Genomic DNA, 13,414 nt, shown 5'->3' on the forward strand with positions numbered 1-13,414 from the left:
CCTTTTACCTTTCGCCTTAAAACCTTATCTTTGCACCTCATTTAACACTGTTTACAGCAGTATCAATGGATTATGGCAATATATAATACACTACTGTACTATTGTTATTCAACAATAGCCGATGCGGAGCAATTTGCTGCCGATCATTTAAAATTTTGCAAAAGCTTAGGTTTAACCGGCCGCATTATTGTAGCAGAGGAAGGGCTTAACGGCACCGTATCAGGCACTGCCGAAGCTTGTAAAACCTATATGGATACTGTACATGCCGATAAGCGCTTTGCCGATATCGATTTTAAGGTTGATGAAGTTACCGAGCCCTCATTTGTAAAAATGCACTGCCGCTACAAAGCCGAGATTGTTTACTCGGGCCTGCGCGACCCCAACCTTATTAACCCTCAACAACAAACAGGCAAGCACCTGGAGCCCAAAGAATTTATGGCGATGAAAGACCGCGATGACGTGGTTGTTTTGGATGTACGGTCAAACTACGAACATTCGTTAGGCAAATTCAAAAACGCGGTAACACTTGATATCGAAAACTTCAGGGATTTCCCGGCCATGATTAACGAACTGGCCAAATACAAAGATAAAAAGATCCTGACCTATTGCACTGGTGGCATTAAATGCGAAAAAGCGTCGGCACTGTTGCTGCACGAAGGCTTCCCCGAAGTTTACCAGCTACATGGCGGTATCATTAAATACGGTAAAGAAGCCGGCGGCCAGGATTTTGAAGGCAAATGTTATGTATTTGACAACCGCCTTTCTGTTGATGTAAACAGCGTGAACCCGGTAGTGATATCAACCTGCCGCAATTGTGGTATAACCACCCCTAAAATGATCAACTGTGCCAACCCCGAGTGCAATGAACATTTTACCCAATGCGATGAATGTGGCACCAACCTGGAAGGTTGCTGTAGTGAAGCCTGTCAAAGTCACCCCCGCAAAAGGGTTTATGATGGCACCGGCTACTATGTAAAAGTACCGCAACCGGTAAATACCAATAAAAGGAATAACCTGCAACTGGCAGATTAATAATAAAAAGCCTACCCAACCTGGTAGGCTTTTTTATTTCTGCAACTCAAACCTTAATTTCGTAAAATTGGTTTGCTTTGCAGGCTGATGCCATTTCATAACCCATGCGTAAATCGTTACTGATTATTTTCCTGTTGTTTTGTACTCCTCCCCTAAATGCGCGCGCGGTGGATATCAAAAGCGTAGGTGTGCCTTATGTGCAAAATTACACCAAGGCCATGTACCAGTCGGGCAATCAAAACTGGAGCATTACACGCGATGAGCATGGCATCATGTATTTTGGCAATGCGCAGGGTTTGCTTGCCTTTGATGGCAAATACTGGCAGCAGCATCACATGCCCAACGGCTTAATCGTTCGCTCGGTATCAGCCGATGGCAAAGGCAAAATTTATGTGGGGGCCTATGGCGAATTTGGTTACTGGGCCGATGATAACAAGGGGGTTTTAAAATACAACTCACTGATAAACCTGGTTCCCGCAAAGTATAAGCCGATTAATGAAGAGATATGGAAGATATATGTTGATGGCCAGCGAATCATTTTCCAGTCTTTCGGGTCGATATACATTTATTCCAAAGGGAAAATCAATGTCATAAAAACGCCCAGCCCTTACCTGTTTATGTTTAAAGCAGGTAATCGCTTTTTTATCGAACAGGTTTCGGTTGGGTTATTTGAGCTTAAGGATAATAAGCTGGTTTTTGTTCCCGGCAGCAATATACTGGGGCCAAGCGGAGTGTTATCCATGCTGCCATTCCAAAAAAACAAATTCATTATTGGCACAGCTCAAAATGGCTTGTTCATTTACGATGGCCAAACCATAAAACCATGGGCAAACCAGGCCAACGACTTTTTAAAAACCTACCAGCTTAATAATGGCGCGCTTATAGCCGGCAAATATGTGGCCTACGGTACCATATTAAATGGTGTAGTGGTTATTGATACCGCAGGCAACCTTATTCAGCATATTAACAAGGCAAGCGGCTTGCAAAACAACACTGTTTTAAGTTTATATACCGATGCCGAGCAAAACCTTTGGGCAGGCCTTGATAATGGCATCGACCGCATCGAGGTTAACTCACCATTATACTTTTACTTTGATAAAACCGGCAGGTTTGGCACGGTTTACTCCAGTATCATTTTTGATAATAAGATTTACCTGGGTACAAATCAGGGGCTTTTTTACAGCGATTGGATCCCGGAAAGCAACAACAAGCTTTTTCAATCATTTGATTTTAAACTTATCCCCGGGTCGCAAGGCCAGGTTTGGGAACTTACCCTGCAGGATGGGCGCTTGCTTTGCGGCCATAACGATGGCACCTACCAGGTAAACGGCAGCACCATAACAAAAATATCCATGATAACCGGGGGCTGGACAACCAAAAAATTTGGAGCTGATAAACTTATCCAGGGAAACTATACCGGCCTGGCATTCTTCAGGAAAGATGTATTGAGCAACTGGATATTTGACCATAAAGTAGAAGGTTTTGGCGAGCCATCACGGTATGTTGAACAGGATAGTAAAGGGCAAATTTGGGTAAGCCATGCTTACAAGGGCATTTACAAGCTAACCTTAAGCCCCGACCTGAAAAAAGTAACCTCAAAGGTATATTACGATAGCCGGTATGGCTTGCCCGGCAGCTACAATGTAAATGTATTTGACCTTGATAACCGGGTGGTATTTACTTCCGATTCGGGCTTTTATGTTTATGACGATATTACCGACCGCTTTTTTAAATATACCCAGCTTAATAAAAAGCTGGGCACATTTGCCACCTCAAGCAAAATCATCAAAGCCATAGGTAAAAAATACTGGTTTATAAACCAGGGCCGGGTAGCCCTGGCCGACTTTTCGGTGCCGGGCAAGCTGAGTATTGATACCAACCGGTTCAGCATTCTTAACGGGCAAATGGTGCAGCACTATGAAACTATCAACCGTATCAATGCATCAACTTATCTTATTAGCATTGATGAAGGCTTCGTGATCCTTAATGATGAGGATGCTTTGCTCTCTAACAAGATCAGTATTCCGCAGGTACTCATACGCCAGGTAGAGAATATTACCGATAAAGTTTATGTAATAAGCGAAGATGGCAGTGGCCTTAACGACATCGAAATACCCTACGCTCAAAACAACATTCGCATCTCCTATTCGCTGCCTTATTATAAACAGGCTAAAATAAAATTCCAGTATTACCTGGAAGGTTATTCGCGCCAATGGAGCGATTGGACACAACAAAGCCAGAAAGAGTTTACCAACCTTGACCAGGGCACCTACCATTTTAAAGTACGCGCTAAAATAAACGATCAAAATGTATCGTTAATCACCTCATTAACTTTCATTATTTTGCCGCCATGGTATGCCGGCAAACCGGCTATGCTGTTTTATGCCTTGTTGCTGGTACTGTTTTATTACCTGGTGAGGTACTATTACCGGCTTAAACTAAAACGCCACCAGCTGCACATTCACGAAAAGCTGCAACGCGAAAAGGAGGAATTTTTAAAACAGGAGGCCATTGCTAACGAGCAACATATCATCAGTATAAAAAATGAGCAGTTACAGGCAGACCTCGCGGGCAAAAGCCGCGAGTTGGCCAATTCGGCCATGAATTTGGTTTACAAAAACGAATTGCTGCAAAAAATCAGCGAAGAAATACTGCACCTCAAAGATAGCTCTGGCAAAAAACTGGCCGACGACCAGCTGCGTCGCATTCAAAAAGTGATTGACGAGGGCATGAACGACGAGCGCGATTGGAACATATTTGAAAAAAGTTTTAATGAAGCGCATGAAAACTTTTTCAAAAAATTAAAATCAGACCACCCCGATCTGGTGCCAAATGACCTTAAACTTTGTGCCTACCTGCGCATGAATATGAGCAGTAAGGAAATGGCATCACTTTTAAACATTTCCCTGCGTGGCGTTGAAATAAGGCGCTATCGACTGCGTAAAAAGCTCAACCTGGAGCATGATAAAAACCTGGTGGAGTTTCTCATCGAGCTATAATACTACATCATTACCTCTCATAAGCAATTATAAAACCGATTTACAGCTTACCCCGGCTGTAGTACGGTGGCTATACACTACCGCGCATTATTAAGCTGATTATCAGATAAATAAAATAACACCACACAAATTTTGTGAAAGTATGTTAAGGTTGATGTATTAATGTTGAGTTAATTTTTTTGACTAACTGGCATTATCTATACAGTTTTGTAAACTAATAAACCAATTGTTTCTAATCCGTTTTTATTTATTAACCACTATGAAAAGAATTTTTACTATTTCAGGGTTGATGCTATTGTTTCTTTTTTCCATAGACGCCGCGTTTGCACAAAACGTTACAGTTAAAGGAAAAGTTACCGACGCCACCACCGGCGAAAGCCTGATAGGTGTATCGGTGCAGGTAAAGGGAACAACTACAGGCACCCAAACAGATGTTAATGGCGCATTCACTATTAACTCCCCAGGGACAGGCACCTTAACATTCGCTTATATCGGATATGCAACCCAAGCTATACCCGTAAACGGGCAAACCAACATTACTGTCAAATTAGCGGCCCAGGCCAATGAGCTGGCGCAGGTAGTAGTTGTTGGTTACGGTACACAACGCAAGCTTGATGTAACAGGTTCGGTAGCTACAGTTAAGGGCTCCGAAATTTCTAAACAAGCTTCAACCAACGCGCTTAGCGGTCTTCAAGGAAAGGTTGCCGGTGTGCAGGTTACCAACGGCGGTTCTCCGGGTGCTTCTCCATCTATCACCATCCGCGGTTTAGGTACGGTGTATGGCAATGTTAGCCCGCTATATGTTGTTGATGGCGTTTGGTACAGCGATATCAGCTTTTTAAATCCGCAGGATATAGAAAGCGTAAGTATCCTTAAAGATGCGTCAAGCACAGCCATCTACGGTATCCGTGCTGCAAACGGCGTTATTTTAATTGGCACTAAAAGGGGCGTAAAAGGCAAACCCGTTGTAAACTACAATGGCTACGCGGGTTGGCAAACAGTAACTAACCAGGTTAAAATGGCTAACGCCACCGAATATGCTACAGCTATTAATGAACTTTACACATCAAACAATGTAAGCCCGCTTATCTTCAGCAATCCATCGAGCTATGGAAAGGGTACAGATTGGTACGGTCAGATATTACGTGATGCGTTTGTAACCAGCCACCAGGTATCTTTAAGCGGTGGTACTGATAAATATACTTATAATTATTCATTCGGCTATCTTGATCAGGATGGTATTGCCAAAACCAATAACTATCAGCGCTTCACTTTAAAGTTATCAAATGATTTTAAGCCCACAAAAGCCTTGAAATTTGGATACACTGCTAACGGACTTTTAGGTAAATCAAAGGATGTTGATGGCGGTATTTTTCACCAGTTATTTGGTGCCGCTCCAACTTTACCGGTACGTTATGCTGATGGTAATTACGGCGACCCTAATGATTACCACACGGGCGATGGTAACAACTATAACCCACAGGCCACTCTTGATTTTACTAATCAGAGGTCAAGAAACCTTCGCTTTACTTACAATGGCTATGGCGAGGTTAATTTCCTGAAAAACTTTAAATTCAGAACAAGTTTTGGCGGCGATATTGGCCAGGCCGAATCAAGAGGTTATACACCTATTTACCAGGCTACCTTTGCACAAAAAAGCACAGTATCAAACCTGGATGTAAACCATACCGAAACCCGTAACTGGATTTGGGAAAACACATTAACTTACGATGTTAAAGTAAAAGATCATAAAATAACTGCCTTGTTAGGTTACAGTGCACAAAATAACCAGGATAAACAACTGGATGCCCATGCACAGGGTGTGCCTTATAAAAGCAGCGGTAACCAACACACCTCTTTTCCCGATACCGCGAGTGTTGTTTATTATGCAACTCCAGGCTCTCAGCTGCACACCAGGGCATTATCACAGTTTGCAAGGGTCAACTACTCGTTTAAAGACAAATACTTGCTAAACGCGTCTATCCGTCGTGATGGTGCCTCACAGTTTTATGGCGATCATACCTTTGGCTATTTCCCATCGGTGGGTGCAGGCTGGGTAATTACCAATGAGGAGTTCATGAAAAATCAGAAATTGTTTAGCAGCCTTAAATTACGCGGAAGCTGGGGTAAGGTTGGTAACTCGGTTGTGCCTATTAACCCATCAATTCAGGTTGTATCTTCCGATCCTTACCTAACCGCAATATTTGGCAGCCCGCAAACAGCATATCCCGGCGCAAGTATTAACAGCCTGGTGCCACAAACCATCCTTTGGGAAAAAGCGGTAGCTACCGACTTTGGTTTAGAGGGTGGCTTTTTAGATAATAGGTTGACATTTGAAGCAGACTACTATAATCGCGAAACCCAGGATGCCATATTTGCTATTCCAATTGCAGGCTCGTTGGGTACCAACAACAGCAGTTTAATAGGTAACCAGGCCAGCATCCGCAACCGTGGTACCGAGTTTTTAATAAGCTGGAAAGATCAGGCTACAAAAGATTTCTCCTACAGCATCAGCGCAAACCTTGGCATCAACAACAACAAAGTACTAAGTGTACTAAGCGGGGCCAACCCAATTTATGATGGTGGTGCAGGCATCGCCAACGGCGCTTTGGCAACCCGTACGGTAGTAGGCCAGCCAATCGGCGAGTTTTATGGATACAAAGTAACCGGAATTTTCCAAACAGCTACAGAAATAGCCAACTCAAAACAAACAGGTGCCCAGCCAGGCGATTTTATTTACCAGGATAGCAACAAAGATGGTATACTGGATAGCCGCGACCGCGTAGTGTTAGGAAGCCCGCTGCCTAAATACAATTACGGCATCAATACCTCGTTCACCTACAAAAATTTCGATGTGGCTTTAGATTTCCAGGGTGTGGCCGATGTAAGCGTTTATAACGCCAACATAGCTTACCGTTTTGGTAACGAAAACTTCACCAAAGATTTTTATGACCATCGCTGGCATGGACCGGGTACCTCAAATACCTACCCGTCAGTAAATGTTGGCTCAACCGCCAACTCGGCACCAAACTCATTTTTTGTTGAAAGCGGTGCTTATTTCAGGATGCGTAACGCGCAGCTGGGTTATACACTACCTTCTGTACTATCAAAAAAATGGGGTATTTCAAAAGTGCGTTTGTATGCCAATGCGCAAAACGCGCTTAACTTCTTCGGCTATAAAGGCTTTACGCCCGAAATTGGCGGCGGTGTAGGCAGCATGGGTATCGATGCAAGTGTATACCCGTTATACGCTACCTACAATTTTGGTATTAACGTTACTTTTTAATCACTATAAAGATGAAGAACAGTAAAAAAACTCTATTGCAGCAGGCCATAATTTTAAGTCTGGTTGCATCTGCTATAACATTTCAAAGCTGTAAAAAAAGCTTCCTGAATATAGACCCTGCCCAAAATACAGCGGCAACACAATTTTTTAAAACCCAGGACGATGCTACAAAGGCGGTAAGCGCTATGTATGCCAATATGCACGAGTATAACAACATTGCATTCCCTGCCATCGCGATAGAAAGCGTAGGATCTGACGATGCCGAAAAAGGCAGCAGCCCTACAGATGCTACTTATATGAATACCTATCATAACTTCACCGTTACTGCCGGCGAAGGCCAGATACAAGGTTTTTATAAAGGGCAATATGCCACAATTAACCTTGCAAACCAGGTAATAGCCAACATACCGGGTATCACCATGGACGATGCGCTGAAAACAAGGTACCTGGCCGAAGCCAAATTCATCAGGGCGTATTGCTACTTCAGGCTGGTAAGAGCGTATGGCGATGTGCCTTTGCGCTTAACGCTTCCAAAAAACACCACAGAGTATAACCTCCCACGTACACCAAAAGCACAGGTTTGGGCGGCTATTGAAACTGATTTAACTGATGCTGCTACAGCTTTACCGCAAACTTACGGATCGGCAGATGTTGGCCGTATTACCAAAGGCGCGGCGTTATCCTTACACGCCAAAGTAGCCTTGTACCTTAAAAAATGGACCGATGTGGTAACCTATACCACACAAGTAATGGGCATGGGTTATTCTTTATATCCTGACTACGAACAAATGTTCAGGACTACGCACAAAAACAACCAGGAGTCTATCTTCGAGATCCAGTGTAACCTTATCCCTAACAACCCTGATGCATCAAACTCGCAATACTCACAGGTGCAGGGTGTACGCGGTTCAACAGGTGGCGGCTGGGGCTTTAATGTGCCAACTGCCGACCTGGCAGCAGCTTATGAAACAGGCGACCCAAGGCGCGATGCAACCATCATTTTCAGGGGCGAAACAACGCCCGAAGGCGATGTGATACCTGCCGATGGCGATAACCCCAGGTACAACCAAAAATCATATGTGCCTTTTAGCCTATATGTATCTGGGTTTAACGAGGGTTGCCAGCAAAATAAAATTGTAATACGCTATGCCGATGTGTTGCTGATGAATGCCGAAGCTAATAATGAACTTGGGAATTCGCCTGCGGCTTTAGTTCCGCTTGAGCAGGTACGAGCCAGGGCAAGGGGTAGCAATGCAGCTATATTGCCTAAAGTCATCACTGCAGATCAGGCGGCTTTGCGCACTGCTATTTATAATGAACGCAGGGTTGAATTTGCAATGGAGTTTGATCGTTATTTTGATGTTATCCGCCAGGGGCGTGGTGCAGCTGTATTTGGTTCGCGCGGCTGGAAAGCAGGCAAAAACGAGGTGTGGCCAATACCGCAAAACGAGATCGATATAAGCGGTGGTGCTTTAACACAAAATCCAGGTTATTAATTTATCAATTCAGCAACGATGAAAACATTTAAAAATACACTTAAAGCTGCGCTGCTAATGGGCGTAGCTGTAAGCTTAACCATAACAGCCTGCCATAAAGGCTTTGATCCAAAATCATACGCGCCATCTAAACCGCTGCCATCATTCGGTGGCTACAGTAGTAGTAAGGACATTGAACCGGCCAGCCTGGTAGCCTATTTTCCGTTCACCAGCGGCCTGGCCGATAGTGTATCCGGAGCAACTGGTGTAGCAACTGGCACAAGCTTTGCCACCGGGTTAAATGGCAAAGGCCTGCAGGGCGCCGATAAATCATATGTACTGTATGATACACCTGCCGGCATTAAAGCGTTAACCAGTTTTACTACCAGCATTTGGGTAAAAATGCCTCTAAACACTTCGGCGGTAGGTTTAATGGACATCCAGAACAACCAAACAGGCGGCGCGGGTTTCTGGGGCAGCCTGGCCATATTTTTTGATAACGGTGGTTCTGCATCATCGGGTGTACTTAAAGTACATGCGTTTAACAAAGCCGGTATGTCAACCGGGGTAGATGGCTGGGAAGGCGGCTATGCCGTTGCCAACCCGTGGAACACATGGATAAACGTTACAGTTACTTTTGATGAAACAGCATCTACCATTTATGTTTATTACAACGGAACACAGGTAGGTAAAAACGCAGCTGCCGGTTTTGCACCTATGGATTGGAGTAAAGCCAGTAAAATGGTATTTGGTACGCTACAGTTTCAAACCACTCCGTCGCTTACGGCCAATACCGGCGCGCAGGATTGGGCCGGCTATGTTACAGGAACCATGGATAACATCAGGTTTTACAGTAAAGCACTTACCGCCACGCAGGTATTGGCTTTGTATAATCTTGAAAAAGCTAAACGATAATAATTGGGTTTGATTGATTTGGGGTTGTCCTGTCGCTTAAGGCAGGCAACCTTTTTTTAAAAAAAGGTGGGCATGAGGAATATCAAAGATTGTTGTTGGGGGCTGGCATCTGTTATACTACTTTTTTCCTGTGGTAAAAGTTCAAATAATACATCTACACCCGTTACACCCCCTCCCTCATCGTTTACTTTTAGTGCGCTTAAGGTTAATGGTAAAAACAGCGGTTTTAGTTATAGCAATATAAATAGCAAACCGGCTATTGTTATTACGTTTTCAACACCGCTTAGCCGTACGTCGGCGGCAGCAAGCATTAGCTTAAGTAGTAAAGCAGGGGCAGCGGCAACTTTTAACACCGCCTACCAAAACAACGATAGCACCATTGTAATTACACCAACCGGCTTATCGCCCATTACGCAATATACGCTTAACGTTACTACAGGCCTAAAATCAGCCAAGAACGGCAGCTTGCAATCACCTTTATCAGTACAACTGATCACAGCTATCGATAGTACCCGAAAATTCAGCACCATATCTGACGATCAATTGCTTGACCTTGTTGAGCAGCAAACCCTGAAATATTTTTATGACTTCGGCCATCCAACCAGTGGCCTGGCACGCGAGCGTAATACATCTGGCGATGTGGTAACCACCGGCGGCTCGGGTTTTGGCATTATGGCTATTATAGCCGGCGTTAGCCGCGGCTTCATAAGCCATGCCGATGGATTGGCCCGGATGCAAAAAATCGTGGGCTTTTTAAACACCAAGGCGCAAAAGTTTCACGGCGCTTTCCCCCACTGGATGAATGGCGCTACCGGCGCTGTTGTACCCTTCAGCGCACAGGATAATGGGGCCGACCTGGTAGAGACATCGTACCTGATGCAGGGCCTCATTACCGCCCGCCAATATTTTAATGCATCCAATACCAACGAAACCCAACTGCGCACCGATATCAATACTTTATGGAATGGTGTAGAATGGGATTGGTTCAGGCAGGGCGATCAAAACGTATTGTACTGGCACTGGAGCCCCGATTTGGGCTGGGCCATCAACATGAAAATTACCGGCTGGGACGAGGCGTTGATAGTTTACGTTTTAGGTGCATCGTCTACAACGCATCCTATCCCCAAAACTGTTTATGAGCAGGGCTGGGCAAAAAGCGGCGCCATTAAAAACGGCAATACCTTTTATGGCGTTACCCTGCCGCTTGGTCCCGACAGGGGCGGTCCGTTGTTTTTTGCGCAATATTCGTTTATGGGCATCAACCCTAAAGGCTTAAGCGATGCCTATGCCAATTATGAAACGCAGAATGAGGCACATACCACCATCAATTACAAATATTGTGTGGCAAACCCACTGGGTAACAACGGCTACAGTGCCGATTGCTGGGGACTGACTGCAAGCGATATTGAAAACGGTTATACAGCCAGCTCGCCTACAAATGATGTTGGCGTGATAGCGCCTACCGCGGCCATTGCATCGCTGCCTTATACGCCAACCCAATCTATGGCGGCACTAAGATTTTTTTATTATACCCTGGGCGATAAATTATGGGGTCAATATGGCTTTTATGATGCCTTTAATTTAACTAATCCATGGTTTGCCAACTCGTACCTGGCCATTGACCAGGGGCCTATTGTTGTAATGACCGAAAATTACCGCACCGGCCTGCTCTGGAACCTGTTTATGAGTGCGCCCGAAGTAAAAACGGGCATGAAAAACTTAGGATTCAGCAGCCCTAATCTTTAACCCTGATTAATACCATTTTACATGAATAAATTTATATTAACCCCTTTGTTATTACTGCTTAACCTGTGTTCATTCGCGCAAAAACAGGCAAAAAACACCGGCGAAGATGGTATTAAACCTGTAGGCATCATCAAAAACCTAAGCGATAGTGCTTTGCTTGATGTGGTGCAACGCCAAACATTCCGTTATTTTTGGGATTTTGGTCATCCTGTAAGCGGCCTTGCCCGGGAGCGCAGCAACAAATCATTTGATTATGGCGACGAAGTGGTAACCACCGGCGGCTCGGGTTTTGGTGTTATGGCGCTTATTGTGGCCGATAGCCGCAAATGGATAAGCCATGAACAAGCTGTTGACCGGATGGTGAAAATTGTGAATTTCCTGTTTAAAGCCAACTCTTTCCACGGCGCGTTTCCGCATTGGATGAATGGCGAAACAGGCAAGGTGATCCCCTTTGGCCGCAAAGATGACGGCGGCGACATTGTGGAATCGGCTTACCTTTTCCAGGGGCTGATTTGCGCCAAACAATATTTTACCGCCAACACTCCAAAAGAGCAACGCATCCGCGATGTGATTAGCTGGATGTGGGGCGAAATGGAATGGAACTGGTACACCCGTGATGGCCGTGATGCCCTTTACTGGCACTGGAGCCCCAACAATGGCTGGGCCATGAACTTTGCCATCCATGGCTTTAATGAGTGCCTTATAACGTACGTATTGGCCGCATCGGCACAACGCTACCCGGTTGGCGCAAACGTATATACACAGGGCTGGGCGCAAAGCGACTTTTTTAAAAACGGAAAAACTTTTTATGGCTACAGGCTGCCTTTGGGTTTTGATTATGGCGGCCCGCTTTTCTTTTCGCAATACTCCTTCATGGGATTAAATCCTAAAGGCTTAAAAGATCAGTATGCCGATTATTGGGAGCAAAATAAAAACCATACGCTGATAAATTATGCCTACTGTGTAGATAACCCAAAAAAATTCAAAGGTTACGGCCCCGATTGCTGGGGACTTACCGCCAGCGATAATTTTGAAGGCTATAACGCCCACTCGCCAACAAACGATTTGGGGGTGATAACACCGACAGCTGCGTTATCGGCATTCCCATACACACCGGAGCAATCCATGAAAGCCCTGCGCCATTTTTATTATGACCTGGGCGATAAAATCTGGGGCGAATACGGCTTCACAGATGCTTTCAGCGAACAGCATAACTGGTACGGCAAATCATACCTTGCCATTGACCAGGGCCCTATCGTGGTGATGATTGAAAACTATCGTACCGGCCTGCTCTGGAAACTATTTATGAGCAACCCCGATGTACAGCATGGCTTAACAAAGCTTGGCTTCGAAAGCCCGGCAATAAAACACGATTAAAGGATTTTGCAGGATTGACAGGATTTTTTGTTGTGTATTGTTCTGAAAAAAATTTAACCTTTTTCTTTAGTCCTATTAATTGTTTACACGGGAAAAGCACATAAAGAAACGGGGCCGCAAAATTTCTTTTGCAGCCCCGTTTCTTTCGTTTAATCTTAAAAACCTGGATAGGCTATTCTACCAACCTCTCCGGATTTCTTGATGTATATAAAACGGCAAATAATAGCTTTTGTTTTCATTGTGTGATAAAAAATTAACTATCAGAAGATACTTTTCAGTTCGACCAAAGTAAATAGCCCGTACAGCCTCTTAATCAGGCAAGTCGCTTCCAACGCGAAACCATGACCGCCTCTTTCACCAAATATTTGAGCGAGAAATTGAATTTTTGAACTTATCTATGGCAAATTTACTGACAAAGAAATGCCGACCAACTATTTGCCAGCGTATCTACAGCCGATGGTTAAAGTAATACATTCTGCCATAAATTAGACCTTAAGCCCGGATAGACTGGCTATGTATGCTATAAAAAACAACCCGTTTATTTGTAAAGCTTAAGCAGTACATCCAAAAAAAATGTGCAGACG

The 13,414-nt window shown here is 44.4% G+C and carries 7 protein-coding genes; all 7 read left to right on the forward strand.

Annotation, left to right across the window (positions count from 1 at the left end; all coding sequences use genetic code 11):
* Positions 1–72: 72 nt before the first annotated feature.
* The 7 genes from trhO (at position 73) to AC1DU2_RS16220 (ending at position 12,830) form a co-directional block, all read left to right on the forward strand.
* Entirely contained in the window at positions 73–1,032 is a 960-nt protein-coding gene (gene trhO, locus AC1DU2_RS16190) for an oxygen-dependent tRNA uridine(34) hydroxylase TrhO (RefSeq protein WP_477358686.1), read from the forward strand.
* A gap of 104 nt (positions 1,033–1,136) precedes the next feature.
* The gene (locus AC1DU2_RS16195; RefSeq protein ID WP_477385305.1) at positions 1,137–4,031 is read left to right on the forward strand and encodes a ligand-binding sensor domain-containing protein; all 2,895 of its coding nucleotides are present in this window, start codon (positions 1,137–1,139) and stop codon (positions 4,029–4,031) included.
* A gap of 259 nt (positions 4,032–4,290) precedes the next feature.
* Positions 4,291–7,317 carry a SusC/RagA family TonB-linked outer membrane protein gene (locus AC1DU2_RS16200; RefSeq protein WP_477385306.1) on the forward strand — a complete coding sequence of 1,009 codons (3,027 nt, stop codon included), beginning with the start codon at positions 4,291–4,293 and terminating at the stop codon, positions 7,315–7,317.
* Between the two features lie 11 nt (positions 7,318–7,328).
* On the forward strand, positions 7,329–8,813 hold the full coding sequence (locus AC1DU2_RS16205; RefSeq protein ID WP_477358680.1) for a RagB/SusD family nutrient uptake outer membrane protein: 1,485 nt from the start codon (positions 7,329–7,331) through the stop codon (positions 8,811–8,813).
* 18 nt (positions 8,814–8,831) lie between these two features.
* Positions 8,832–9,707 carry a LamG-like jellyroll fold domain-containing protein gene (locus AC1DU2_RS16210; RefSeq protein WP_477358677.1) on the forward strand — a complete coding sequence of 292 codons (876 nt, stop codon included), beginning with the start codon at positions 8,832–8,834 and terminating at the stop codon, positions 9,705–9,707.
* A gap of 72 nt (positions 9,708–9,779) precedes the next feature.
* Entirely contained in the window at positions 9,780–11,453 is a 1,674-nt protein-coding gene (locus tag AC1DU2_RS16215; protein ID WP_477385307.1) for a glucoamylase family protein, read from the forward strand.
* Positions 11,454–11,474: 21 nt separating this feature from the next.
* Positions 11,475–12,830 (forward strand): glucoamylase family protein, encoded by a 1,356-nt coding sequence (locus AC1DU2_RS16220; RefSeq protein WP_477385308.1) that lies wholly within the window; start codon positions 11,475–11,477, stop codon positions 12,828–12,830.
* The last annotated feature ends 584 nt before the right edge of the window (positions 12,831–13,414 follow it).

Source organism: Mucilaginibacter sp. P4_C11, assembly GCF_056402115.1.